This window comes from Janthinobacterium sp. 61, assembly GCF_002846335.1.
In the GTDB taxonomy this organism is placed as follows: Bacteria; Pseudomonadota; Gammaproteobacteria; order Burkholderiales; family Burkholderiaceae_D; genus Janthinobacterium.
Genome location: NZ_PJMQ01000001.1, coordinates 3,946,090 through 3,971,996, shown reverse-complemented (window position 1 = coordinate 3,971,996; position 25,907 = coordinate 3,946,090). Strand labels below are relative to the sequence as shown.

Annotated in this window: 24 protein-coding genes; 19 read left to right on the top strand and 5 right to left on the bottom strand. The window is 61.4% G+C overall.

Annotated elements, in window-relative coordinates:
- Positions 1-59: 59 nt before the first annotated feature.
- The 4 genes from CLU92_RS18100 to rsmA all read left to right on the top strand — a co-directional run bounded on the left by CLU92_RS18100 (position 60) and on the right by rsmA (position 5,707).
- Positions 60-2,309 (top strand): LPS-assembly protein LptD, encoded by a 2,250-nt coding sequence (locus CLU92_RS18100; RefSeq protein WP_101483028.1) that lies wholly within the window; start codon positions 60-62, stop codon positions 2,307-2,309.
- A 103-nt stretch (positions 2,310-2,412) separates the two neighbouring features.
- A complete protein-coding gene (locus CLU92_RS18095) occupies positions 2,413-3,807 on the top strand; it encodes a peptidylprolyl isomerase (protein WP_243857917.1) in 1,395 nt (464 codons plus the stop codon).
- 19 nt (positions 3,808-3,826) lie between these two features.
- Positions 3,827-4,876 (top strand): 4-hydroxythreonine-4-phosphate dehydrogenase PdxA, encoded by a 1,050-nt coding sequence (gene pdxA, locus CLU92_RS18090; RefSeq protein ID WP_101484758.1) that lies wholly within the window; start codon positions 3,827-3,829, stop codon positions 4,874-4,876.
- A gap of 51 nt (positions 4,877-4,927) precedes the next feature.
- Positions 4,928-5,707, top strand: a complete 780-nt coding sequence (rsmA, locus tag CLU92_RS18085; protein ID WP_101483026.1) for a 16S rRNA (adenine(1518)-N(6)/adenine(1519)-N(6))-dimethyltransferase RsmA — start codon at positions 4,928-4,930, stop codon at positions 5,705-5,707.
- An 86-nt stretch (positions 5,708-5,793) separates the two neighbouring features.
- On the opposite strand, the gene CLU92_RS18080 is transcribed toward rsmA, so the two are convergent.
- The gene (locus CLU92_RS18080) at positions 5,794-6,711 is read right to left on the bottom strand and encodes a LysR family transcriptional regulator (protein WP_101483025.1); all 918 of its coding nucleotides are present in this window, start codon (positions 6,709-6,711) and stop codon (positions 5,794-5,796) included.
- A 240-nt stretch (positions 6,712-6,951) separates the two neighbouring features.
- Between CLU92_RS18080 and CLU92_RS18075 the strand changes: the two genes are divergently transcribed.
- Genes CLU92_RS18075 through CLU92_RS18045 form a run of 7 tightly spaced genes read left to right on the top strand, consistent with a single transcriptional unit; the run spans position 6,952 to position 13,907 of the window.
- Positions 6,952-8,055 (top strand): porin, encoded by a 1,104-nt coding sequence (locus tag CLU92_RS18075; protein WP_101483024.1) that lies wholly within the window; start codon positions 6,952-6,954, stop codon positions 8,053-8,055.
- 57 nt (positions 8,056-8,112) lie between these two features.
- Positions 8,113-9,135 carry an ABC transporter substrate-binding protein gene (locus tag CLU92_RS18070; RefSeq protein ID WP_243857918.1) on the top strand — a complete coding sequence of 341 codons (1,023 nt, stop codon included), beginning with the start codon at positions 8,113-8,115 and terminating at the stop codon, positions 9,133-9,135.
- 21 nt (positions 9,136-9,156) lie between these two features.
- The gene (locus CLU92_RS18065) at positions 9,157-9,996 is read left to right on the top strand and encodes an ABC transporter permease (protein ID WP_101483022.1); all 840 of its coding nucleotides are present in this window, start codon (positions 9,157-9,159) and stop codon (positions 9,994-9,996) included.
- A complete protein-coding gene (locus tag CLU92_RS18060) occupies positions 9,993-10,772 on the top strand; it encodes an ABC transporter permease (protein WP_070290842.1) in 780 nt (259 codons plus the stop codon). Before CLU92_RS18065 ends, CLU92_RS18060 begins: the two co-directional genes overlap by 4 nt.
- 13 nt (positions 10,773-10,785) lie before the next feature.
- Positions 10,786-11,817, top strand: a complete 1,032-nt coding sequence (locus CLU92_RS18055; protein WP_101483021.1) for an ABC transporter ATP-binding protein — start codon at positions 10,786-10,788, stop codon at positions 11,815-11,817.
- A gap of 40 nt (positions 11,818-11,857) precedes the next feature.
- Positions 11,858-12,802 carry a nucleoside hydrolase gene (locus CLU92_RS18050; protein ID WP_257561115.1) on the top strand — a complete coding sequence of 315 codons (945 nt, stop codon included), beginning with the start codon at positions 11,858-11,860 and terminating at the stop codon, positions 12,800-12,802.
- 28 nt (positions 12,803-12,830) lie between these two features.
- Positions 12,831-13,907 (top strand): adenosine deaminase, encoded by a 1,077-nt coding sequence (locus CLU92_RS18045; RefSeq protein WP_101483020.1) that lies wholly within the window; start codon positions 12,831-12,833, stop codon positions 13,905-13,907.
- Here CLU92_RS18045 and CLU92_RS18040 read toward each other — a convergent pair.
- Positions 13,904-15,286 carry a short-chain fatty acyl-CoA regulator family protein gene (locus CLU92_RS18040; protein WP_101483019.1) on the bottom strand — a complete coding sequence of 461 codons (1,383 nt, stop codon included), beginning with the start codon at positions 15,284-15,286 and terminating at the stop codon, positions 13,904-13,906. The two genes, CLU92_RS18045 and CLU92_RS18040, sit on opposite strands and share 4 nt — an antisense overlap.
- Before the next feature lie 157 nt (positions 15,287-15,443).
- Between CLU92_RS18040 and CLU92_RS18035 the strand changes: the two genes are divergently transcribed.
- The 5 genes from CLU92_RS18035 to mmsB all read left to right on the top strand — a co-directional run bounded on the left by CLU92_RS18035 (position 15,444) and on the right by mmsB (position 21,064).
- Positions 15,444-16,952, top strand: a complete 1,509-nt coding sequence (locus CLU92_RS18035) for a CoA-acylating methylmalonate-semialdehyde dehydrogenase (protein WP_101483018.1) — start codon at positions 15,444-15,446, stop codon at positions 16,950-16,952.
- A gap of 9 nt (positions 16,953-16,961) precedes the next feature.
- On the top strand, positions 16,962-18,122 hold the full coding sequence (locus CLU92_RS18030) for an acyl-CoA dehydrogenase family protein (RefSeq protein WP_101483017.1): 1,161 nt from the start codon (positions 16,962-16,964) through the stop codon (positions 18,120-18,122).
- Entirely contained in the window at positions 18,119-18,904 is a 786-nt protein-coding gene (locus CLU92_RS18025) for an enoyl-CoA hydratase (protein WP_101483016.1), read from the top strand. The genes CLU92_RS18030 and CLU92_RS18025 overlap by 4 nt, the downstream gene beginning before the upstream one ends.
- Before the next feature lie 4 nt (positions 18,905-18,908).
- The gene (locus CLU92_RS18020) at positions 18,909-20,039 is read left to right on the top strand and encodes an enoyl-CoA hydratase/isomerase family protein (protein ID WP_101484756.1); all 1,131 of its coding nucleotides are present in this window, start codon (positions 18,909-18,911) and stop codon (positions 20,037-20,039) included.
- A gap of 119 nt (positions 20,040-20,158) precedes the next feature.
- Positions 20,159-21,064, top strand: a complete 906-nt coding sequence (gene mmsB, locus CLU92_RS18015) for a 3-hydroxyisobutyrate dehydrogenase (RefSeq protein ID WP_101483015.1) — start codon at positions 20,159-20,161, stop codon at positions 21,062-21,064.
- Positions 21,065-21,251: 187 nt separating this feature from the next.
- Here the strand turns inward: mmsB and CLU92_RS18010 are convergent, their stop codons facing one another.
- Positions 21,252-21,842 (bottom strand): hypothetical protein, encoded by a 591-nt coding sequence (locus CLU92_RS18010; protein WP_101483014.1) that lies wholly within the window; start codon positions 21,840-21,842, stop codon positions 21,252-21,254.
- 35 nt (positions 21,843-21,877) lie between these two features.
- A complete protein-coding gene (locus tag CLU92_RS18005) occupies positions 21,878-22,477 on the bottom strand; it encodes a hypothetical protein (protein WP_101483013.1) in 600 nt (199 codons plus the stop codon).
- Between the two features lie 244 nt (positions 22,478-22,721).
- On the opposite strand from CLU92_RS18005, the gene CLU92_RS18000 reads away from it, so the two are divergent.
- A complete protein-coding gene (locus tag CLU92_RS18000; protein WP_166674682.1) occupies positions 22,722-23,447 on the top strand; it encodes an HAD family hydrolase in 726 nt (241 codons plus the stop codon).
- Between the two features lie 137 nt (positions 23,448-23,584).
- Positions 23,585-24,601: a heat-inducible transcriptional repressor HrcA gene (gene hrcA / locus CLU92_RS17995; protein WP_101483011.1), complete on the top strand. Its 1,017-nt coding sequence runs from the start codon at positions 23,585-23,587 to the stop codon at positions 24,599-24,601.
- 48 nt (positions 24,602-24,649) lie between these two features.
- On the opposite strand, the gene fur is transcribed toward hrcA, so the two are convergent.
- Entirely contained in the window at positions 24,650-25,081 is a 432-nt protein-coding gene (fur, locus tag CLU92_RS17990; RefSeq protein ID WP_071075246.1) for a ferric iron uptake transcriptional regulator, read from the bottom strand.
- A 123-nt stretch (positions 25,082-25,204) separates the two neighbouring features.
- Here fur and CLU92_RS17985 point away from each other — a divergent pair, with 123 nt between their 5' ends.
- Positions 25,205-25,906, top strand: a complete 702-nt coding sequence (locus CLU92_RS17985) for an outer membrane protein assembly factor BamE (protein WP_306821370.1) — start codon at positions 25,205-25,207, stop codon at positions 25,904-25,906.
- Position 25,907 lies beyond the last annotated feature (1 nt).

Sequence of the window (25,907 nt, the reverse complement as noted above, 5' to 3'; positions counted from 1 at the left end):
TATAATAAGGGATTCAAATTAAAAAATCGCCTGTCAATGGTGCTTGCCCCTTCCAATTCATGAGCTGGTTTTCGGCCTCCCCCCCTTCGCAGCGCTGGGCTTTCGCCATCAGCGCGCTCGTCGCCGCCACGACGGTGCCTGCCCACGCCCAGAAAGCACCGCGTCCGGTGCATGTGGAAGATCCCGACGCGCCCACCGTCATGACGTCAAACAGCATGAACGGACGGCCCGAAAGGGAGATCAATCTCGATCAAAATGTCGTGATTGAGCGCGGAAAAACCACAAAAATGACGGCCGATACAGCTTGTTACAAACAAGTTGAAGATCAGTTCGACGCCGAGGGCCATATCAAGATGTGGCGTTTCGGCGATTACTACACGGGTGACGTCCTGAAGCTGAACATGGAGACCGGCAAGGGTTTCCTGCTCAACCCGACGTACCGCTTCGAAGTGGGCGGCGGCCGGGGCAAGGCCGAGCGCGTCGACTTCATCAACCCCGACGAAGCCAATGTTATCGACGGTACGTACAGTACCTGCGAGGGGCCGAATCCGGACTGGTACCTGAAATCGAGCACCTTGAACCTCGATACGGGCCGCGACGTGGGCACCGGCAGCAAGACCATCATCTATTTTAAGGACGTGCCGATCCTGGGTACGCCGGGCATTTCGTTTTCGCTGTCGGGCGCGCGCCGCTCGGGCTGGCTGGCGCCCACGCCGGGCTTTGCCTCGAAGAACGGTTTCGAGCTGCTGATGCCGTATTACCTGAACATCGCGCCCAACCGCGACCTGACCCTGTACCCGCGCTACATTCAGCGGCGCGGCATCCAGCTCGGTGCGACGGGCCGCTACATGGGCGAGACGGATGCCGGTTTGTACAACGGCGAAACGTCGGTTGAGTTCTTGCCCAACGACAAGCAGACCAAGACCAACCGCTACATGATCAAGTCCAAGCACGAGCAGGCGCTGGCCAAGGACTGGACTTACAGCTGGGATCTGCGCGACGCATCCGACAATAATTACCCGAACGATTTTTCGAAAAACGTCGCCTCCGCCACCGAGCGCCAGTTGCTGCGCGAATTGCGCACCGATTACCGGACCGAGGACTGGAGCCTGACGGCGCGCGTACAGAATTACCAGGTGCTGCAAGACCCCGATGCCGCCAAAGATCCCAGTCTGACTGTGTCGCGGCCGTATGACCGTTTGCCGGCGGTGAACTTTCACGCTGGCAAATATGATGTCTGGGGCGGTTTCGACTGGACCTTCGACGCGGAAGCGACGCGCTTCGCGCACCCGACTCTCGTACAAGGATCGCGCCTCGTCGCCGTGCCGCAAGTGAGTTTCCCCATCGTGCGCCCTGGCTACTTCATCACGCCCAAGCTGATGCTCAATGCCAGCGCGTATCAGCTCGACAACGATGCCAGGACCAAGGCGCTGTTTCCGGATACGTCGTTTACGCGCGCCGTTCCCACCTTTTCGGTCGACAGTGGCCTGGTGTTCGAACGCGACACGAATCTGTTTGGCGCCAAGGGCGGCACGCAAACCCTGGAGCCGCGCCTGTTCTATGTCTATACGCCGTACCGCGACCAGTCGCAGTTCCCGAATTTCGATACGGCAGCCGGCACGTTCAACCTGACGCAGATCTTCACGGAAAACCGTTTTGTTGGCAGCGACCGCATCGGCGATGCCAACCAGGTCACGGCTGCTGTCGTGTCGCGCTTCCTGCAAACGGACGGCACGGAGCGCATGCGCCTGACCTTCGGCCAGCGTTTCTACTTTGCCGACCAGCGCGTGCAGCTCAATTCGACCACGCCGGTCAACCAGTCCCGTTCGGATATCCTGCTGGCAGCAACGGGCCGCGTGTCGGAGACTTGGACCATCGACAGCCTGGTGCAGTACAATCCCAGCGATCGCCAGTTGATGAGTTCGACGTACACCTTGCAATATCAGCCAGGTGCCAAGAAAGTATTGAACTTTAGTAACCGTTTTCAGCGTGGCAGCATACGCAATGCGGAAGTGTCGACGCAATGGCCGTTGACGGACCGCTTGTATGGCGTGGGACGCATCAGTTACTCCCTGCTGGACCGGCGCATGCTGGAAAGCCTGGTCGGCCTGGAATACAAGGGCGACTGCTGGGTGTTCCGCATGGGGGCGCAGCGTTTCGTGACCTCGGCCAACAAGGCATCGACGCCGATCTTCTTCCAGCTGGAACTGACTGGGCTGTCGAATGGATTGGGTCTGGGCGCGAATGGGCTGGAAACATTTACCAAAACCATCCCTGGCTACCAGGCACTGAGCCAGCCACTCCGTTAAGATAGGCACCGTTGCCGCCGCCGGTGTTCCCGGCGCTGGCACAAACCGGTTTTTTTATTCACCCGAACTCATGAGCGCTCTACACATTATGCGTAATGCCAGTATGCACCAACTCAAAATTGCAACGGTTTTGTTGTGCGCCATTTCCGGCGCCACGGCCAGTAGTGTCTGGGCGCAACAGGCTGCGCCAGCGCCTGCGGCCAAGCCCGCTGCCGCGGCAGTTGCACCGGTCAAGGGCTTCACGCCACCGGCCTCAAGCAGCGGCCAGACCATCGATTCTATCGCCGTCGTCGTCAATGACGACGTCATCACGCGCAATGAAGTGAAAGCCCGTATCAAGAGCGTGGAGCAGCGCATGAAGGCGCAGAACGTGCCTTTGCCCGATCCCGCCGACCTGCGTCGTCAATTGCTGGAGCGCATGATCGTTGAACGCGCACAAATGCAGCTGGCCAAGGAAATGGGCGTGCGCGTGGATGACCTGACCCTGGACCGCGCGATTGGCCGTATTGCTGAACAGCAAAAAATGACGGTGCAAGAGTTGCGCAACCAGATGGAAAAAGAAGGCACGCCGTTTGCGACCTTCCGCGAGGAAATCCGCGATGAAATCATCATGCAGCGCTTGCGCGAGCATGAAGTCGACGCCAAGATCCAGATTTCCGATTCCGAAGTGGATAACTTCCTGGAAGCGGAAAAAGCGGCGGCCAGCGAACAGGTCGAGTTGAATCTGGCGCAGATTCTCGTGCGTATTCCGGAAAACTCCAGCCCGGAACAGATCGCCGCGCGCCGCGCGCGCGCCGAAGAAGTCAGCCGACAGTTGCGCACGGGCGCCGATTTTGCCAAGATGGCCGCCACCTATTCCGACGCCAGCGATGCGCTGAGTGGCGGCGATATTGGCTGGCGCCATAGCGACCGCTTGCCACCTCTGTTCACGGAACAATTGGTGAAATTGAAACCTGGCCAGATCACGCCTATCATCAAGAGCAACACAGGTTTCCACATCCTGAAGCTGGTGGACCGTCGCAGCGCAGCCGAAGCGCAAGCCGTCGCTGCCGTACAGCAGACGCATGCCCGCCACATTTTGCTGAAAATTACGCCGACCTTGTCGGCTGCCGAAGCAAAGCGCAAATTGTTGGAATTGAAAGAGCGTCTTGATAACAAGGCTGCCAAGTTCGAAGACCTGGCCCGTTTGTTCTCGAACGACGGTTCGGCGGCCAAGGGCGGCGACCTGGGTTGGCTGTATCCAGGCGACACCGTGCCGGAATTCGAAACGGCGATGAATGCGCTGAAACCGGGCGAAGTGAGCCAGCCGATCGAATCGAGCTTTGGCTTCCACCTGATCGAAGTGCTGGAACGCAAGAGCGACGACGTCTCGAAAGAGAAGCAGCGCAGCGCAGCGCGCAACGCCTTGCGCGAACGCAAACTGGAAGAGGCGACGGAAAACTGGGCGCGTGAAGTGCGCGACCGCGCCTACGTTGAATTCCGCGCGGAAGACCAGTAATGCTGCCGACTATTTGCGCATGAGTAACTTGCCCCTTGCACGCCGCCCGGCCATCGCCATTACCTGTGGCGAACCGGCCGGCGTCGGTCCGGAAATTTCGATCCGCGCCGCCTGGGCCATGCGGCATGAAGTCAACTGTATCTTGCTGGGCGACGCCGCCTTCCTGGCGCTGACGGCCAGCCTGATCGACCCGGAGATTCGCCTGGCGGCGCTGTCGCTGCAAGCCGTGCGCAACAACGGCCTGCCCCAGTTCGGACCCGGTCGCCTGGCCGTGATCGATATTCCCACTGTTAACAATGTCATCCCTGGCGTGCTGGACAAGGAAAATGGGCGTTCCGTGCTCGCTACCCTGGACGCGGCCGTGGAAGGTGTCCAGGCCGGCTGGTTTGGCGCCATGGTCACTGCGCCCTTGCAAAAGAGCACGATCAACGACGCCGGCGTGGCCTTTTCCGGCCATACGGAGTACCTGGCAGAAAAAACCGGTACGCCGCAGGTGGTGATGATGCTGGCCGGCGAACCGGGGCACGGCGAACCGACCCTGCGCGTGGCGCTGGCCACCACCCATCTGCCCTTGAAGGACGTGTCCGCTGCCATTACCATGGACAGCCTGGCCGTCACCTTGGATATCCTCCAGGCAGACCTGCAACAGAAATTCGGCATCGCCGCGCCGCGCATCCTGGTGACTGGCCTGAACCCGCACGCGGGCGAGGGCGGTTACCTGGGGCGCGAGGAAATCGATGTCATCACCCCGGCGATCGCTGCGGCGCAAGCGCGCGGCATTGATGCGCGCGGGCCGTTTCCGGCCGACACCTTGTTCCAGCACAAATATCTGGCCGACGCAGACTGCGTGCTGGCCATGTACCACGACCAGGGCTTGCCCGTGCTGAAATACGCGACCTTCGGGCGCGGCATCAATATCACACTGGGCTTGCCACTGATCCGCACCTCGGTCGACCATGGCACGGCGCTGGATCTGGCCGCGCAAGGGTTGGGGCTGGCCGATTGCCACAGCATGGAGCAGGCCCTGCAAACGGCGCTCGACATGCTGCGCGCCAGCACCCGCGCCTGATACCCACCGGTTTTACCCCGCTACACCGCCTTTAGAATAGAAAAACAGAATATGAAACACGTTGCCCGCAAACGCTTTGGCCAGAACTTCCTGCATGACCGCTTCGTCCTCGACGACATCACGGCCGCCATCGCGCCGCAGGCGGACGATGCCATGGTCGAGATTGGCCCTGGCCTGGGCGCCATGACGGAGCAATTGTTGCGTCACCTGAAGCAGATGCATGTGGTGGAACTGGACCGCGACCTGATCGTGCGCCTGGAAAAAACCTTCAATCCGGCCAAGCTGACGATCCACTCGGGCGACGCGCTGAAATTCGATTTTGCGCAAATCCCCGTGCCGGCCGGCGAAAAGTTGCGCATCGTGGGCAACTTGCCGTACAACATTTCCAGCCCCCTGCTGTTCCACCTGGCGGACTTCGCGCCGCTGGTGAAAGACCAGCATTTCATGCTGCAAAAGGAGGTCGTCGAACGCATGGTGGCCGAGCCGGGCAGCAAGGCGTATGGCCGCCTGTCCGTGATGCTGCAATGGCGCTATGACATGACCTTGATGTTCATCGTGCCGCCGACGGCCTTCGATCCGCCGCCGAAAGTGGAATCGGCCATCGTGCGCATGATCCCCGTGGCCGAGCGCATGGCCTGCGACCAGGCCACCCTGGAAGCGGTGGTCATGAAGGCCTTCTCGCAGCGCCGCAAGGTGATCCGCAACTGCCTGGCCGGCATGTTTACGGAAGAGCAGATCAAGGCAGCCGGCATCGACCCGACCAAGCGTCCGGAAACCGTGGGCCTGGAGCAATACGTGGCGCTGGCCAATTTGCTCAAGGTACCGCAGTAATCTCAACGGCCGGGGTCAGACCCTCTCCACCATTAGCGTCGGAGCAGGCGTCGACGTGAGCTGGGGGCTGACGCCGGCAGTGACAATCAAAACCACTGGTCGACCTGTTGTAAATCTTTGCGCAGCGCTGAAAAACAGTCGTCCACATGGTGGTTGCGGCTGATTTCATTGCGCCGCATCAAGGCGATCTTGCGCTTGCAGGTGGGCTGGCGCAGCGGCGCCACATGCAGATCCTCGTCGTTGAGGAAAGTCGTGTACAGGCTGGGCATGATGCCCACGGCGATGCCGGCGCGCACCACGCCATACAGCGACTCGCTGTGTATCATCTGATACAGGCTCGACGGGCTCAAGCCATGCTGGCGCAGCGCGCTCGAGGCGAACTCCCAGATGCTGCCTTTGGTAAAGACGACGATTTCCTGCCCGGCCAGCTGCTCCCAGCGTACTTCCTTGAGCGGCGCCAGCGCATGGCGTCCCGCCGTCACCAGCACCAGCTCGTCTTCGAACAGGCCCACGCTTTCCAGCGAGACGGAACCGGGCACCTCGATGCCCACGCAAAAGTCCAGCTGGCCCGAATGCAGCGCATGCAGCAAGCCGTCATTGGGCATGTCCGACAGGACGATTTCCACTTCATCGCCATGTTGCTCGCTGTAGCGCGCCACCACTACGGCCGTCATCGCCATGGCCGACGGAATCGCGCCGATGCGGATGCGGTGCCGGCCGCTGCCGATGGCGCGCTGGATATCGGCAAAAGTGTTGCTCGCCGTATTCAATAAATGCGTGGCGTAATCGAGCGCCAGCTTGCCTTCGCGTGTCAATTCCAGCTGGTGGGTTGTGCGGTTAAACAACTTTTTTCCCAGTTGATTTTCCAGCAGCTTGATCGACGCGCTGAGGGCCGGCTGGGTCACGCACAATTCTTGTGCGGCCTTGCTGAAGCTGTTTACCCGGGCTAAGGTGGAAAACGCTTGCAAATGTCGTAAGGAAATCTTCTTGCTCAGTTCATGCATGGGCTTTGCTTATTAGAAAAAGTAATGGATTTATAAAAATAAACAAATTTTCTTATCCCGCAATTTACCATATTCTGGACTGGTCCTTACTTGTCTTGAAAGCAACAATATTCAGGAGAAGAGCCTGGAATGCGGCGCCGGCACTCGCTGCGACGCGCCAGGCAAGGGGCGCATCAATAAAATAATTCGAAAAAAACTCAGGGTTTATTCTTTTTTAGGGTGGCGGCGATGAACAAATGGATGACTGGAACGATGGTGGTGGGCGGCTTGCTGGCTGCGCAGGGCGCAGCGCAGGCGCAAAGCAGCGTGCAAGTGTATGGTTTGCTGTCGGCCGGTATCGGCTATGTGTCGGACGAGGGTAACGGCAGCCGCACGCATGCGCTGAGCGGCACGAATCAGAATCCGCGCATCGGTTTCCGCGGCCAGGAAGACCTGGGCGACGGCACGAAGGCTATCTTCGTGCTGGAAAACGGTTTTAACGTCATGACGGGCACGGCTGCGCAAAGCGGCCGTTTGTTCGGCCGCCAGTCGTATGTGGGCCTGTCGAGCAATGACAAGGGCACCCTGACCCTGGGCCGCCAGTACGAAGCCGTCAAGGACTTGCTGGGCCCGGTGGTCATCGCCAGTAACGGCGTGCACATCGGCGACAACGACAATGGCTACAACAACCTGCGCGTGCAAAACGCCGTCAAGTATGTCAGCCCGAACATCAGCAACCTCTCGTTCACGGGCTTGTACGGTTTCAGCGAAAATCCGGCTGACTCCAACCGCAACCGCGTCTACAGCATGGGTGCCGGCTACAAAGTCGATGCCTTCAGCTGGGCCGTCGCCTATACCAAGATGGACCACCCGAACAGCCCGGATGCGCCGAATGGCGCCATCGGCAACGACTATGGCAGTTCCCTGTTGATCTTCAACAAGAGCGCCGTCAAGGGCGCCGGCGTGGACAGCCAGGCCATCGCCGGCACGGGAGGCTTTTATAATGTGGGCAGGACCAAGTTTGGCGCACTGTACACCAACGTGCGCTACCACTACCTGGATCAAAGCAATCTGACCCTGCAAAACGTGGATCTGAACGTGAACCACAAGCTGACCGAAGCGCTGAACCTGGGCGCGTCGTATTTCTATACCACCGGTAAATACGACGTGATCAACAAGACGCCGAAATGGCATCAGGTCAACTTCCAGGCCGATTACTTCCTGTCCAAGCGCACCGACGTCGCCGTCACCTGGAGCTATCAGAAAGCGGCCGGCGATGCGACGTTCGCCCGCGTGTTCGGCTTCGGCGCCTCCGGCGGCAAGACGCAAAGTGTCCTGATCGTCGGCATGCGACATTATTTCTGAGTCTGATTCATCTTTACAGGCGCTGTCCCGCAGCGCCGTCCCCTGAAAGGAAGCATCTTGAAAAAGCACCTCATGTTGGCGTTGAGCCTAGGCTTGCTGGCCAACGCCGCCCACGCGGAAAAACGCGAGCTGGTCATTTCGGCCTATCCGATTGCCCAACCCTTGTTCATGAAGTATGTGTACGAGCCGTTCAAGGCCAAATGCGGTTGCGATATCAAGGTGGAAACGGGGAATAACGCAGACCGCATCGCCAAGCTGGTGGTGCACAGCAAGAACCCGGTGATCGACCTGGTACTGCTGTCCGATTCCGGCATGCTGGAAGCGGCGCAAAAGGGCGTCATCCAGCCCATGGATTACTCCAAGCTGAGCAATTACAAAGCCTTGTATGACGTGGCGAAAAACCCCATCGGCGGCAACTACGCCGTCGGCTACACGCTGTATTCGGTCGGCCTGGTGTACCGCAGCGACAAGATCGCCCCGCTGACGTCCTGGAAGGACCTGTGGCGCCCCGAACTGAAGGGCCGCGTGGCCTTCCCCGACGTGAGCACCACGCAGGGCCCCTTGATGCTGCGCATGGCCGATGCGGCCTGGGGCGGCAAGACGGACGACTACGCGACCGGTTTTGCCAAGATCGTCGGCATGAAGGGCAACGTCGTCACGTTCTCGAAGAACAGCGCGCAGCTGGCCGCCCTGTTCGCCCAGGATGAAATCTGGGCCGCGCCCGTGGCGCGCTTCACCTGGTCGCAAATGCTCAAGACGGGTCTGCCCCTGAAATGGAGCATCCCGGCCGAAGGCCAGGCGGCCGGCATGAACGTGATGGGCATCGTTGCCGGCTCGAAGAATGCGGACCTGGCATATCAGCTGATGGATTTCTGGCTGTCCAAGGAAGTGCAGACGCAGCTGGCGACCAACTTGGTCGATTCGCCCGTCAACAAGGACGTGCGCCTGTCGGTGGCGGCCGCGCAATTCAATACTTATGGCGCCGATCAAATCAGCTCGCTGAAGTTCGTCAAGCCGGAAACCATCCTCAAGCAGCGCAGCAACTGGATGACGCAGTGGAACAAGGCCATGAGCAAATAGTGGTGACGAGGAGAAAACACCATGTTTGCTGATCCAAAAAAGCGCCTGGGACTGCTGCTGGTCCTGCCGGCGCTGATCTTTATCGTCGTCTGCTTCCTGCTGCCCGTGCTGGCCTTGCTGGTCGACGCCTTCCGCGTCGGCGACGGCATGCAGTGGGGCGTTGACCGCTTCATTGAATTCTTCTCGCAGGAATTCAACCGCACCATCTTCTGGCGCACCCTGCGCATCGCCGCGCTGGTGACCCTGGCGTCCATCCTCCTGGGCTACCCGGCTGCGCAAGCCGTGGCGCGTGTATCGCCAAAGTGGCGCGGCCTGGTGGTCGGCATGATGATCCTGCCGCTGATGGTCTCGCCGATTGCGCGTACCTACGCCTGGATCGTCTTGCTTGGGCGTAATGGCGCCCTCAATGCGGCGCTGGTCAACATGGGTTTCACGGACGAGCCGCTGCGCCTGTTGTTCAGTGAATTCGCCGTGTTTGTCGGCCTGCTGCAATTGCTGCTGCCCTTGATGCTGATGTCGTTGGCTGGCGCGCTGGAAAACCTGCCGCGCGACGTGGAACCGGCCGCCGCCACCCTGGGCGCCAATCCATGGCAAGTGTTTTGCAAGGTCACCCTGCCGCTGACGCAAGAGGGCCTGGTGGTCGGCGGCACCCTGGTGTTTACGGGTTGCGTCACGGCCTATGTAACGCCTGCCCTGCTGGGCGGCACCAAGGTGCTGATGCTGGAAACCCTGCTGTACCAGAAGGTCAGCGTGGAGAGCGATTTCGGCGCCGCGAATGTGATCGCAGTCATCCTCGTCTGCATGACCCTGCTGGTCAACGCCGGCCTTAAACGTATTTCCTCGAGCCGGAGCTCCGTATGAAAGAAAGCTTGTTCTCACGCGCCGTCCTGTGGCTGGTGTTTTTGTTCCTGCTGGGACCTTTTGCCATCGTCGTGCTGGCCGGTTTCAGCGGCGGCGAAACCCTGGCGTTCCCGCCCGAGTCGTACTCGCTGCGCTGGATTCTCGAAGTGTGGGCGGCGCCCGAATTCCGTCGCGCCTTTCAGACCAGCCTGGAAATCGGCCTGATCGCTACCGTCATCGCGCTGTTGCTGGGCATTCCTGTCGCGTATGCATTTTCGCGCATGCCGCCGCCCGGCATCGGCGCCATCCGCCAGATCCTGACGTCGCCACTGATCATCCCCGCCATCCTGGTGGGCCTGGGCTTGCTGCACCACCTGGTCCTGACCATCAATGCGCCCGTGTATGTGGGCCTCTTGATCGGCCATATCGCGCTCCTGATTCCGTATTCGGTGCGCGTGGTGTACGCCAGCCTGGTGAACCTGCGCGTGGATATCGAGGATGCGGCCATCACCCTGGGAGCGTCGCGCCTGCGCGCGTTCTTCATGATCGTGCTGCCGAATATCCGCAACGCCGTGATCGCAGCCTTCTTCCTCGCTTTCGTCACCTCGTTCAACCAGGTACCCGTCTCGCTGTTCCTGACGGGGCCGGGCATCAGCACCTTGCCCATCGAGATGCTGGGGCATATGGAAAACAGTTTCGATCCGTCGATCGCTGCCCTGTCGACCTTGCTGGTCTTGTTCACCATGGCCTTCGTGATGGTGACCGAGAAGGTGCTGGGCATTTCTAAATACATGTAAGAGGCAACACACCATGAGTTATCTGGAACTGCACAAGCTGAACCTCGGCTACGCCAAGAACACGACGTCCGTGAAAGACCTGGACTTGCACGTCGAGCAGGGCGAGCTGATTTCCCTGCTGGGCCCCAGCGGCTGCGGCAAGACCACCACCATGCGTGCCATCGCCGGCCTGATGCCGCTGCAATCGGGCCGCATCGTGCTCGATGGCCGCGAAATCGGCAAGCTGGCGCCCAATAAACGCAATATCGGCATGGTCTTCCAGTCGTATGCGCTGTTCCCGCACTTGAATGTCTACGACAACATCGCTTTCGGCTTGCGCCTGCGCAAGGTTGCGCCAGCCTTGTTGAAAACGAAAGTGGAGGCGGTGATCGCCGCCGTCGGCCTGACGGGCTTTGAAACGCGTTTGCCGGCGCAGATGTCCGGCGGCCAGCAGCAGCGCGTGGCGCTGGCGCGCGCCATCGTCGTCGAACCGGCCCTGCTGCTGCTGGACGAACCGCTGTCGAACCTGGATGCCAAGCTGCGCGTGCAGATGCGTGCCGAATTGCGCCGCATCCAGCGCGAACTGGGCATCACCATGTTGTACGTGACGCATGACCAGGAAGAAGCGCTGGCCTTGTCCGACCGCATCGTCGTCATGAACGGCGGCCGCATCGAGCAGCTGGCCGCGCCGGAAGCCGTCTTCAATACGCCATCGACGCGTTTTGTGGCCAACTTCATGGGCTTCGAGAACCTGTTCGATTACCGCGACGGCGCGCTGCACCACGCGGGCGCCAGCCTGCCGTACACGGCGCCAGTGACCACCGGCACGACGGTGCTGGGCTGGCGTCCCGACAAGGTGCGCGTGTGCGCGCCGGACGACGCGGCTGGTCAATACCCGGGCACCGTGCTGGCACGGGGCTTCCTGGGCGACACCGTCGAATACCTGCTGCAAACCCCGCTGGGCCAGGTCAAGGGAATTTGCGCGGCCGGTGGCGCCGCCTGGCGCGAAGGCACGGCCGTCTCGTTCGTGCTGCCGTCTGAGAGCGCGCTTTGTTTGGCTGCTTAATGGCCGCCTGACTTCCCTTACCAATCGACTGGAAAGCATCATGACCCAACCCTTGAAAAAGATCTGGCTCGATACCGATCCCGGATTTGACGACTGGCTGACGATGTTGCTGTTGAGCAGCAATCCCGATATCGAGTGGCTGGGCGTGAGCGTGGTGGCGGGCAATGCGCCTGTCGACATCACCTACGACAATGCCTTGCGCATCAAGGCCCATGATGGCTTGACGGTGCCTATTTATCGGGGCTGTGAAGAACCGCTGGCCGGCGTCATCGAGACGGCGCAGCGCATCCTCGGCGACAGCGGCATGCCGACGACAGGCGAGATCCTGCCGCCTGGCGCCGCCAGTGACGCGGCCGGCCACGCCGTCGATGCACTGATCGCCGCCGTGCGGGCCCACCCTGGCCAGATTACGGTCATTGCTATAGCGCCGATGACGAATCTGGCCACGGCGCTGGCCCGCGCGCCCGATATCGCCGGCAAGATCGTCGAAATCATCCTGATGGGCGGCTCGACCGACCAGGGTAACCACACGGCGGCGGCGGAATTCAACATCTACGCCGACCCGGAAGCGGCCGCCCAGGTCTTCCAGGCCGGCATCCCGCTGCGCATGTTCGGCTTGAACCTGTGCCGCCAGCTGCTTGTGACGAACGCAGAAGTGCAGCAGTTGCGCGCCATCGGCACGTCGCGCGCGCTGCGTCTTGCCGGTTACCTGGAAGCGTATGTGCGCATCCGCAGCGCGGACGGTTCCGTACCCATGCCCATGTACGACCCGGTGGTGGCCCTGTACTTGGAAGCGCCGCAGCTGTTCCAGTTTCAGCCGGCCCACGTGGCTATCGAATTGACGGGCGAACTGACGCGCGGCATGACGGTGTGCGAATTCCGCGTGCCACGCCGTGCGCCCGTCAACACGCAGGTGGCGATGCTGGCCGATGGCCCGGTCGCCATCGAGCGCCTGATGCGCCGCCTGGCCGCCATTCTCGTTTGACCTTTTTCCCACTAACGAAGCGAGCTTCATGAGTAACTCTGCCGACACCCTGCCAGCCCTGAGCATCGAACAGTTTTTACGCGCCATGCCGAAGGTGGAGCTGCATTGCCACCTGTTCGGCACGGTGCGCCAGGCTACTTTCCGCGCGCTGGCCGCCAAAACGGGCAATGTCGTCACCCCCGAGGAAATCGACGCGTTCTATACGCGCGGTGACAAGCCCGTCGGCGTGCTGCGCGTGCTGCGCGCTCTGGACGCACACCTGATCGTCTCGCCGACTGACCTGTACTGCCTCGCCTACGAATACCTGGAAGACGTGCATGGCCACGGCGTGCGCTATGCGGAGTTTTTCTGGAACCCGACCGGCACCGTGCGCGTCTCGGGCATTCGCTATGACGCGGCGCAAGACGCCATTGTAGCGGCCATCCGCGACGCGCAGCGTGATTTTGGCGTGATCGGCCGTTTGATCCCCAGCATCGACCGCGAAGCCGCTCCCGCCGAAGCTGTGCAGATGGTGGAATGGATGAAGGCCCACCGCGCGCCGGAAGTGATCGGCATCGGCATCGACTACCGCGAAAACGACCGTCCGCCCGAACTGTTCATCGAAGCCTACCGCGCCGCGCGCGAGGCGGGTTTCAAATGCACGGCGCATGCGGGCGAATTCGGCATGCCGTGGATGAACGTGGAGACGGCCATCGAGCAATTGCAGGTGGATCGGGTCGACCACGGCTACACGATTGTCGATAATCCTCAACTGGCGCAGCGCTGCGTGGAACGGGGCCTGGTGTTTACCGTGGTGCCCACCAATTCGTATTACCTGCGCACCCTGGCGCCCGAGCGCTGGGCGCTCGACCACCCGATCCGCGCCATGGCCAAACTGGGCCTGAAACTGCATCCGAACACGGACGACCCGACCCTGCACCACGTGACGCCGACGGGCGCCTGGATGATGATGCGCGAGTTCGGCTTCAGCCTGGACGACATGCGCGGCTTCATGCTGAATGGCCTGGATGCGGCCTGGATAGCCGAGACCACGCGGAGCGACTGGCGCGCGGAATTTACGCGCGAGTTCGACGCGCTGCGGGCGCGCGTGGTCGACGCCTCCTAGGCCGAAACGGGTGGCGGCAGCAGCAGGGACGGAAACGCCCGCTGCGGGCACGCCTGCCGCTCGCACACCTTGCAGCCCGTGCCGATGGGCGTGGCGCTGCTCGGGTCGTGCAAATCGAGTCCCTTTGAGTAAATCAAGCGGTGCGCCTGCGAGATGTCGCAACCCAGCGCCACGGCAAAGGTCTTGCCTGGCGCGCGGAAGCCCGGCGAGGCCGTACTCACCTGGCGCGCGATCCACAGATAGGTGCAGCCGTCGGGCATGCTGGCCACTTGCGTCAGCACCTGGCCCGGATGGCTGAAGGCGTCATACACGATCCATAGCGGGCAAGTACCGCCCACCCTTGAAAAATGGAAGTCCGTGGCCGACTGGCGCTTCGAGACATTGCCCGCGCGGTCAACACGAACAAAGAAAAACGGCAATCCCGCCGCATCGGGGCGCTGCATGGTGCTCAAACGGTGGCACACGGCTTCGAAACCCACGCCGAACTGGTGCGCCAGACGCTCGATATCGTAGGCGCGCGTTTCCGCCGCCTGCAGGAAGCGCTGGTAGGGCATCAACAGGGCGCCCGCGAAATAATTGGAGAATGCCAGGCGCGCGCTCGTTTGCGCAGCCGCGCCGGAAAGTCCCGCCGCCAGCACCAGGGCGTCGATCAGGTCACTGTGCTCGAGCAGGCTGATCTGCGCCGCCATCTGGAAGGCGCGCTGGCCGCCCGTCAAGGTGTCGGGCAACCACAGGATATGTTGTTGTGCATCAAAGCGGTGCTTGCGCACCATGCCCGCATCGCCATCGGAGAGTTGCACCTGGATACCGTGACGCTCCAGTAGCCGGCTTTGCAGCGCGTCGAGCGTGCGCAGCTGCGGGTCAAGTTCGCCCGCCACCAGCTCCGCCGCCCGGTCCAGTTCATCGATATAGTTTTGCCGCCGGTTCAGGTACTCGCGCACTTCCTCGTCCGTGGAGGGCGCCGCCGAGCTGGCGCCGCGGCTGCCGTCATCAAGGCGCGCGGCCAGCGTGTCGGCCCGCTCCGCCATCACCCGGTAGCGCCGCTGCAGCAGCAGGATGGAACGGGCCAGTTCCGGCATGTTTTCCACCAGCATTTTGAGCTCGGCCATCGAGGTGGGCGGTGCGTCGGGCAATTCGCCGAACACGTCGCGTACATCTGCTACCAGGCTGGCGCTGTCGTGTTCGGAAAAGATTTGCGGATCAACCCCCAGTACCGTGCCGATGCGCAACAGAATCGGCACCGTCAGCGGGCGCTGGTTGCGTTCCATCTGGTTCAGATAGCTGGGCGAGATGCCCAGGGCCTTGGCCAGCGCCACCTGCGTCATGCGCCGTTCTTCGCGCAGCCGCTGCAGGCGCACGCCCATGAAAACCTTCGCCATCGCGTTTCCTCTTTCCCGGATTGTGGAATCTGCAAATTTACAATATTTGCAGATTAACAGATTCAGCTTTGCATTATCTCGCATTTTCACGCCTTGTTCGCGGCGGCGATTGTGCGAATAATGCAAACAGACATATACCCACACCAGGAGACACCGAGTGACCACGCAAAACGCAATTCCGACCGTTCCCCTCTTGATCAACGGCGAGTGGGTTGAATCCCAAACCACCATCTGGCGCGATGTCGTCAACCCCGCCACCCAGGAAGTATTGGCCAAAGTACCGTTCGCCACGCCGGACGAAGTCAACGCCGCGATCGCCTCGGCCCAGCGCGCCTTCAAAACCTGGCGCAAGACGCCCATCGGCGCGCGCGCGCGCATTTTCCTGAAATTGCAGCAGCTGATCCGCGAAAACATGGCCGACCTGGCGGCGACCTTGACCATGGAACAGGGCAAGACCCTGCTCGACGCGGAAGGCGATGTCTTCCGTGGCCTGGAAGTGGTCGAGCACGCCGCCAATATCGGCACCCTGCAGATGGGCGAATATGCGCAAAACGTGGCCGGTGGCGTCGATACCTACAGCGTGATGCAGCCGCTGGGCGTGTGCGCCGGTATCACCCCATTCAATTTCCCCGCCATGATCCCCCTGTGGATGTTTCCGATGGCGATTGCCTGCGGCAATACATTCGTGCTGAAACCATCGGAGCAAGATCCGCTGGTGACGGAAAAACTCGTGCGCCTGGCCTTGCAGGCAGGTATCCCGGCCGGCGTGCTGAACGTGATCCACGGCGGCGAAGACGTGGTCAACGCCCTGTGCGACCACCCGGACATCAAGGCGATTTCGTTCGTGGGATCGAGCAAGGTGGGCACGCATGTGTACCAGCGCGCCAGCCTGAACGGCAAGCGCGCGCAATGCATGATGGGCGCCAAGAACCACGCTGTCGTCTTGCCGGACGCAAATAAAGAGCAGACCCTGAACCAGTTGCTGGGCGCAGGTTTCGGCGCGGCCGGCCAGCGCTGCATGGCCGCCTCTGTCGCCGTGCTGGTGGGCGCGGCGCGCGAGTGGCTGCCGGAACTGTCCGCCAAGGCGCAGACCCTGACGGTGGGTGCGGGCAAGGACAATCCCGACCTGGGCCCCGTGATTTCGTGCGCGGCAAAAGAGCGCGTGTTCAGCCTGGTCGCCAAGGGCATCGAACAGGGCGCCGTGCTGACCCTCGATGGCCGCGATGTGAAGGTGGATGGCTATCCGAACGGCAACTTCGTCGGACCGACGATTTTGTCCGGCGTGAAACCAGGCATGGTCGTGTATGACCAGGAAATCTTTGGCCCCGTCCTGATCGTCGTCGAAGTCGATACGCTGGACGAAGCCATCGCCCTGGTGAACGCGAACCCGAACGGCAATGGCACGGCGCTGTTCACGCAGAGCGGCGCGGCCGCACGCTATTTCCAGGAAGAAATCGACGTGGGCCAGGTTGGCATCAACGTGCCCATTCCCGTGCCCGTCCCGCTGTTCAGCTTTACGGGTTCGCGCGGCTCGAAACTGGGCGATCTGGGTCCGTTCGGCAAGCAGGTCGTGCTGTTCTACACGCAGACGCAAACGATTACCCAGCGCTGGTTCACGGATGCGGCGTCGGTGGGCAAGGTCAACACCACCATCAGCCTCAAGTAAGGAGCTGCCATGGACTTTGAATTGAGCGACGAGCAGCGCGAGTTCCAGCAGGCGGCGCGCGCGTTTGCCGAAGGCGAACTGGCGCCGCACGCGGCACACTGGGATGCGGAATCGATCTTTCCCGTGGAAACGATTGCCAAGGCGGGCGAGATGGGCTTTTGCGGCCTGTACACGCCGCAGCGCTGGGGCGGCCTGGGTTTGAGCCGCCAGGATGCGGCCATCGTGTTTGAAGAGCTGGCGGGAGGTTGCACCTCGACCACGGCCTACATCACCATCCACAACATGGCCACCTGGATGCTGTCGCGCTGGGGGCAGGAAGCCCTGTGCGACGAGTGGGTGCCTGCCCTTGCCGCCGGCCAGAAGTTGGCCAGCTATTGCCTGACGGAACCGCAGTCGGGTTCCGATGCGGCCTCCCTGCGCACCAAGGCTGTCAGGGATGGCGATTTCTACGTCCTCGACGGCACGAAAGCGTTTATCTCGGGCGCGGGCCAGACGGACATGCTGATCGTCATGGCGCGCACGGGCAGCGAGGGCGCGGCGGGCATTTCCGCCTTTGCCGTACCGGCGAACTTGCCCGGCATCGTGTACGGCAAGAAGGAAGAAAAGATGGGCTGGAACAGCCAGCCCACGCGCATCATCAGTTTCGACCAGGTCAAGGTACCGGTTGCTAACTTGCTGGGGGCGGAAGGCGAAGGCTTTGCCATTGCCATGAAGGGCATCGATGGCGGGCGCATCAATATCGCTGTGTGCTCGGTGGGCACGGCGCAGGCTGCTCTCACGCGCGCGCAGGCGTACATGAAGGAGCGCACGCAGTTCGGCCGCGAGCTGGCGCAATTCCAGGCGCTGCAATTCAAGCTGGCCGATATGCTGACGGAACTGGTGGCGGCGCGCCAGATGGTGCGCCTGGCAGCCTGGAAACTGGACCAGGAAAGCCCGGATGCTACTGCGTATTGCGCCATGGCAAAACGTTTCGCCACGGATGTGGGCTTTAATGTCGCCAACGACGCGCTGCAATTGCATGGCGGCTACGGCTACATCCGCGAGTATCCGCTCGAGCGCCACGTGCGCGACACGCGGGTGCACCAGATCCTGGAAGGGACGAATGAAATCATGCGCCTGATCGTCGCGCGAGCGATTCTGAAAGACGGCGCCACGGAGACCTTACGATGAGCAAAGTCTATACCAATTTGTTGTTTGAGCGCCGTGGCCATACGGCCCTGGTGACCCTCGACAACCCGCCTGCCCACACGTGGACCCTGGCCAGCCTGAACGCGCTGACCCAGCTGGTGGCCGACCTGAATGCCGACCCGGACGTGTATGCGCTGGTGATCACGGGCGGCGGCGCCAAGTTCTTCTCGGCCGGCGCCGACCTGAAAGTGTTTGCCGATGGCAACAAGGACACGGCTTTTGCCATGGCTGCCGCGTTTGGCGAGGCTTTCGAGGCGCTGTCCGCGTTTCGCGGCGTCAGCATTGCCGCCATCAATGGTTATGCCATGGGCGGCGGGCTCGAATGCGCACTCGCTTGCGACATTCGCATTGCCGAGGAACACGCGCAGATGGCCTTGCCGGAAGCGTCCGTCGGCTTGCTGCCGTGCGCGGGTGGCACGCAGCATTTGCCGTGGCTGGTGGGCGAAGGCTGGGCCAAGCGCATGATTTTGTGCGGTGAAAGAGTCGATGCGGCCAAGGCCCTGGCCATCGGCCTGGTCGAGGAAGTCGTACCAACCGGCAAGGCTGCCGCCACGGCGCTGGCCCTGGCCGCCAAGGTGGCGCGCCAGAGCCCCAGCAGCGTGACGGCATGCAAAACCCTGATCCAGGGCGCGCGCAGCCATCCGCTGGTCAATTCCTTGCCCGATGAACGCACCCTGTTCCTGGGCCTGTTCGATACGCAAGACCAGAAGGAGGGCGTGCAAGCGTTCCTGGAAAAACGTCCGGCGGAGTGGAAGAATGGTTGAAAAAATGGCTGAAATACTGCTTGATACCCTGAAGATCGAGGAGCGCGACTGTCCCGGCGGCATGAAGCTGGGCGTCATTACCCTCGATGCGCCAAAGTCCTTGCACGCGCTGACGCTGGACATGATACGCGCCATCGATGGCGCCCTGGTGCGCTGGGCCAGTGACGCGGCCATCGCCTGCGTGGTGCTGCAATCGTCGACCGACAAGGCATTTTGCGCGGGCGGCGACGTGCGCAGCCTGCGTTCGGCCGTGGCCGAGCAACCGGGTGTCGTGCCGAATCCGCAGGCGCTGGCCTTCTTTGCCGAGGAATATCGGCTCGACCACCGCATCCATACGTATGTGAAACCGCTGCTGGTGTGGGGCGGCGGCATCGTCATGGGTGGCGGCCTGGGCCTGATGGCCGGCGCCAGCCACCGCGTGGTGACGGAAAGCACGCGCATCGCCATGCCGGAAATTACGATTGGCCTGTTCCCCGACGTGGGCGGCAGCTGGTTCCTGGGCCGCATGCCGGGGCGCAGCGGCCTGTTCCTGGGCTTGACGGGCGCGCCCATGAACGCAGCCGATGCCCTGTTCACGGGCCTGGGCGACTATGCCCTGCGCCAGGAAGAGCGCGCCATGGTGCTTGACGCGCTGGCGCTGGGGCAATGGCAAGCGAGCCCTCAGGCCAATCATCAGCAGCTGAGCCGCTTGCTGAGCGGCTTCTCGGCGCCAACGTCCATGTTGCCCGCCTCCGAAGTGCGCGCCAACTTCGACGCTATCGCCGCGCTGACGCAAGCGCCCACCTTGCCCGAAGTGGTGGCCGCCATAGCCGCCTATGACGGTGAATCAGCCTGGCTGCAAAAGGCGGCCCATGCACTGGCCAAGGGCGCGCCCAGTTCGGCCTCCCTGGTGTGGGCCATGCGCGAACGCACGCGGCACCTGAGCCTGGCGCAAGTGTTCCAGCTGGAGCTTATTGTTGCCGTGCAATGCTGCGCCCACGCAGACTTCAGCGAAGGCGTGCGCGCCTTGCTGATAGACAAGGACAATGCGCCGCAATGGCAGCCGGCCAGTTTGGCCGAGGTCAGCGACACGTATCTGGACGAGTATTTCGCGGCGCCGTGGGAAAACCATCCTTTGCGCGACCTATCCATTTAAACATTTTAGTAGTGCATAAAAATGCTCAGGGCTAGGCGCCTTGCCGAAGGCAGTACGACCAGTACGACTAGGCAAGGCAACAACGCCATGGGCTTTTTTAGGTGCTACAGGAGACATATATGCAACATATCGCTTTCATCGGCCTGGGCAACATGGGTGCGCCGATGGCCCGCAACCTGGTGGCCGCCGGCTTCCACGTCTCCGTGTTCGACCTGGCGCCGGCGGCAGTGGCGTCCCTGGTCGAGGCGGGCGCCACGGCGGCCGCGTCCGCCAGCGCGGCCGTGCAGACGGCCGACGCCGTCATCACCATGCTGCCAGCCAACAAGCACGTGCAGGAACTGTACCTGGCGGCAGGGGGCGTACTCGATTCGGCCAAGTCCGGTGCCCTGTTCATCGATTGCAGCACCATCGCCGCTGATGTGGCGCGGCAAGTGGCGCAGGCGGCCAGCGAGCGGGGCTTTGCCATGATCGATGCGCCCGTCTCGGGCGGCACGGCGGGCGCGGCGGCCGGCACCCTGACGTTTATCGTCGGCGGTAGCGTAGCGGCCTTGCAGCAGGCACGGCCCCTGCTGGAAAAGATGGGCAAGAATATTTTCCATGCGGGTGAAGCGGGGGCGGGTCAGGTGGCGAAGATTTGCAACAACATGCTGCTGGGCATCTTGATGGCCGGTACGGCCGAGGCGCTGAACCTGGGCGTGGCGCATGGTCTTGACCCGAAAGTGTTGTCCGACATCATGGCCAAGAGTTCGGGCCGCAACTGGACCCTGGAAGTGTATAACCCGTGGCCCGGCGTCATGGACGGCTCGCCTGCTTCGCGCAATTACACTGGCGGCTTCGGCACGGCGCTGATGCTGAAAGACCTGGGCCTGGCGCAGCAATCGGCCTTGTCGGCAAACGCCCCTACGCCACTGGGCGGCCTGGTGCGCCAGCTGTACCAGATGCATGCGCAAGCCGGTTATGCGCAGCAGGATTTTTCCAGCATCGTGCAGATGCTGCAGCCTGGTGTGCCAACGCCTGCGGCCTGAGGAATTTTGGGCAAAAAAAAGCCCGCTGGTAAAAGCGGGCTAAATCCAATTCTTGGAAGAGTTGGAGGAGACAGATGCATTATGCTGCATCGCCACATATAACTCCAATTTATCTTTGGAATATCAACTATAAGTTTTAATGATATCTCTTCCTGGCAGTCGCGGTCCGGCTGCCAGGAAGACTTGCTTAGCTTGCAGCGGCCGGAGTGCAAGCGATCTGCACGGTGGTGATGTTGGCGCTGCCCATGGTGCCAGCACCTGTGCCAGGCTGTACGACGCACAGCAGGCCCTTCGGCTGGCTGGAGACGCTGACGTTATAGGTAGAGCCATCGGCGACAGGGCCGGCCATGACAAAGGTCTTGGCATCCTTGGCCACCGTAGTCGTTACATTGCCGTTAATCAGCACCAAGCTGTCTACCGTCAGGCCGGAAATCGTGCCGCCCACGCTATACGTGTTTTGCGAACAAGAAACAGCGGCGCTGATGCTGATGTAATGGCCAGCCGTTCCGGTACCACCAATGATGCCGCAAGTCATATGGTCTGGTTGATGCTTGAAGTCGATGTTGTAGGCGGTGCCATAGTCGATACGCTTTTTAAAGGTGAACGAGGTCTGGCCGGCGGCAACCGGGAGGTCCTCCCCGCCGTTGGTCAGGATCAGACCATTGTTGTTCAAGTTGCTGACGGTGCCGCTGACATCATACGAGGCCTTGCCGCCGCAAGCGGCCAGTCCCAGGGTCAGCAGCAGCGCGGCGAGTGGGCGCAGGCAGGATAACTTCATGTATTTCTCCAAAAATAGGTGACGGATCGCAAGGATTACTGCGGCGTGCAGTCAAGTGTGGCCGCGGTCGTGGCGGCAGAGCCCATCGTGCCGACCGTATCGCTGCCGTCGGCACTGGCGGAGCCCTGGAAGCGGCACTTCAAGCCCGTTGGCTGAGTCAGTACGGAAATACTGTATGGGGCGCCGTCAGGTACCGAATCGAATTTGTAGGAGGTGGTGCCAGCCAGTGGGCTGGTGCCGTTAGGGCCCATCACCAGGCGCAAGCCACCAGCGGTCAGGCCCGTGATCGTACCGCTCAACGGGTAGGTGTTGGTAATGCAGCTGACAGAGGCCGTACTCACGGAATAGCTTGTTGCCTTGCCGGTGCCGTTGTTCACAGTGCAAACGGCGCCCTTAGGCTGCTGCAAGATGCTGATTTCGTAGCGGTCATCGGTCTTGATCAGCTTGGTGAAAACAAAGCTGGGCTGGTTCGCAGAAATAGGTAATTTTTCGCCATCATTCAGCAGAATCAGTCCATCTTTGGCCAGGCCGGTGACTGCGCCTTGCAGATACAGGTTGCCGCCGCTGCCGCCGCAGGCTGCCAGTGTGACGGCGCAAGCCGCCGCCAGCATCGAGCGCAGGTACAAATTTTTCATACATTCTCCAAAACGAATTAGGTTGGGTAGCGCAACGCGGACGCTGGCGCCGCATTGGAATGGCGCCTATTTTAGTCTATCTGGCAAGCCGAATGATCTTGCCTTGTATCACCCTGTAACAATTTTTCGCCGGGAAGCGCCGGCCCGGCCCCATTTTACGGTGGCACCGCCATGTCGGCGGCGCCGATCGGTGCGACAATAGATGCAGCCTGCGCATCGTGGCGCGGCATCCACTGTGAGTCCCATGTCCCTTACCCCAGTAAAACCCGCCGTGCCGCCCAAGGCCATCCTGTTCGATCTCGACGATACCTTGTGGCCCATCGCGCCCGTGATTGCCGCCGCCGAAACCCTGCTGCACGACTGGCTGGCCACGCATGCGCCCAGGGTGGCGCAGCAGTTTTCCATCGAGGTGCTGCGCCAGCACCGTCTGGCCATGCTCAAGGAGCAACCGCATTTCCATGGCAACCTGATCGAGTTGCGGCGCGCCGGCCTGCTGGCCGCTTTCGAGACCGCTGGCGAGGATGCCGCCCTGGTCGAGCAGGCCATCGTGCACTTCCTGGCCGCGCGCAACCGCGTCCAGCCGTATGACGACGTCTTGCCTGGCCTGGCCTGGATGCGCCAGCGCATGCTGGTCGGCTCCATCTCGAATGGCAATGCGGACCTTGACATTATCGGCCTGGCGCAGCATTTCAAGGTATCCATCGCCGCCAGCGACTTTGGCGTGGCAAAGCCCGATGCCAGCATCTTCCTGGCTGCGTGCGCCGCGCTGCAGGTGGCCCCGCACGAAGCCGTGTATGTGGGGGATGACCTGTATTTCGACGTGACGGGAGCGCAAGGGGCGGGCATGCGTGCCGTCTGGATGAACCGCAAGGGCAGCGACGCCCACCTGGCCGCCGGCGTGCAGCCCGACGCCATCTGCGCCAACTTTGACGAGTTGCTGCTGTGGCTGCAGGGGCAACTGGAAGATTGATCGCCGCCGGACGGGCGAACGTGCATAATAGGAGCTGTCAGGCGCCGGGGATGCGCGTCTGGCCGCTGTTTTTGCTATTTATACTGCTACTTGTCTTGCTACTTATTTAATAGAAAATTTGTCCAACTAATTACACCATGCAACTCGATACACGTGCCCAAACACTGCTGAAAGCCCTGGTCGAGCGCTATATCGCCGACGGCCTGCCGGTCGGTTCGCGCGCCTTGTCGAAAATTTCCGGCCTGGATTTGTCGCCGGCCACGATCCGCAACATCATGGCCGATCTGGAAGAGCTCGGTTATGTGTCCAGCCCCCATACCTCGGCTGGACGCATACCCACGCCACGCGGCTACCGCATCTTTGTCGACACCTTGCTGACTGTCCGGCATCTGGACGAGCACCTGGTGGAGTCGCGCATGCGCCTGCAGACGCCGCAGCCGCAGAAAACCATCGCCAACGCGGCGCAAATGCTGTCGTCGCTGTCGCAGTTTGCCGGCGTCGTGCTCAGTCCGCGCCGGGAATCCGTGTTCCAGCAAATTGAATTCCTGCGCCTGTCCGAAAAGCGCATCCTGCTCGTCATCGTTGCCCCGGGCGGTGACGTGCAGAACCGCTTGCTGCTGACGGAGGCCGACTACACGCCGGCGCAATTGATCCAATCGGCCAATTACATCAACCAGAATTATGGCGGCCTGTCATTCGACGCCGTGCGCGTGCGCCTGCAGGGCGAATTGCGCCAGCTGCGCGACGATATGGGCAGCCTGATGCAGGCGGCCGTGGAAGCGGGCAGCGAAGCGATGGCCGACCATAGCGACGACATGGTGATTTCCGGCGAGCGCAACTTGCTCAGCGTGAGCGATCTGTCATCGAATATGCATTCGCTGCGCCAGATGTTCGACATGTTCGAGCAAAAAACGGGCTTGATGCAGTTGCTCGACGTGTCGAGCAAGGCGACGGGCGTGCAGATTTTCATCGGCGGCGAATCGAACCTGGTGCCGATGGATGAGATGAGCGTGGTGACGGCGCCGTATGAAGTCAACGGCAAGATCGTGGGAACCTTGGGGGTGATAGGACCGACGCGCATGGCGTATGAGCGCGTCATTCCTATCGTCGATATTACGGCTAAATTACTGTCGAGCGCGCTCAGTCATCATTGATGCAGCTCAATGCTGCGCCAGCCGCCCCGTAGGAGCGGCCGGCAAGCGTCAGGCTGTTTTATGCGGGCAAGCCGTCTTGATGCAGTTGCCGTAGATTGCCAAGGCGTGTTCGGCGATCTTGAAGCCGCGCTCTTCAGCCACTTTTTGCTGGCGGATTTCGATGTCTTCGTCGAAGAATTCTTCGACCCGGCCACAGTCGAGGCACACCAGGTGGTCGTGGTGGGAACCTTCGTTGAGTTCGAAAATTGCCTTGCCGGTTTCAAAATGGTTGCGGTTGAGCAAGCCAGCCTGTTCAAACTGCGTCAGGACACGGTAGACAGTTGCCAAGCCGACATCCATATTGTCGGCCAGCAGAATTTTATAGACGTCTTCTGCTGTCAGGTGGCGTACCGGGCTACTCTGGAAGATATCGAGTATCTTCAGGCGTGGCAGGGTGGCTTTCAGGCCGCTTGCCTTGAGATCACTAGGATTGTTACTCATGTTTGTTGCTCGTATGTGGGTCAGGTGCTTTATCATATAGCGTTTTGTCGGGGAGTGCCAAAATATGCATTTTTTGGCAGGCCGGTCACTCCTGGCGTTTTGTTCATCCAATTGAGGTCATTTATGCGCGTAACACCGGCTGTATTGCCATCTCTCTGGCACCGTATTTCATTTCGAGCACCAGTCATGGCAGGCATGGTCTGTGTCGCGCTCGCCATGTCCGGCTGCGCCAGCCGCGGCATCCTTGGCGAAAAGCCGGCAGCCAGCCAAAAAGAAGGCAAGGAAGTGGTCCCCGAACAGGGCGCACAAACGACCACCATTACGCCGCTGCAGAAATTCATGTGGTTTTTCTCGCCGTATCGTCCTGACATTCAACAAGGCAACTTTGTCTCCGAAGAGATGCTGGCCCAGTTGAAAGTGGGCATGACGCGCGAACAAGTGCGTTTCGTCCTCGGCACCTCCCTGCTGACCGATATTTTCCATGCTGACCGTTGGGATTATCCATTCCGACTGGCACGGGGCAGTGGCGAAACCACCAGCAGCCGCGTGGTCGTGTTCTTTGATAAAGAAGGCAAGGTTGCACGTTTCGAAGGCGGCAATCTGCCGACCGAGAAAGAATACATCAACCGTATCGCCGGTCCGTCGCCGTTCGCCAAGGTCGCCAAGGCCGACGTGCCTGCCGCCGCCGTCCCATCGCCCGTGGCGCCGAGCGCCGTGCCGGTGCCGGCCGATGCCGCTCCTGCCATTCCGGTGAGCAAACCTGACGTTGCACCCGCAACGGCGCCTGCCGCCGAGCCTGCACCTGCTGCCGAACCCACCAAATAAG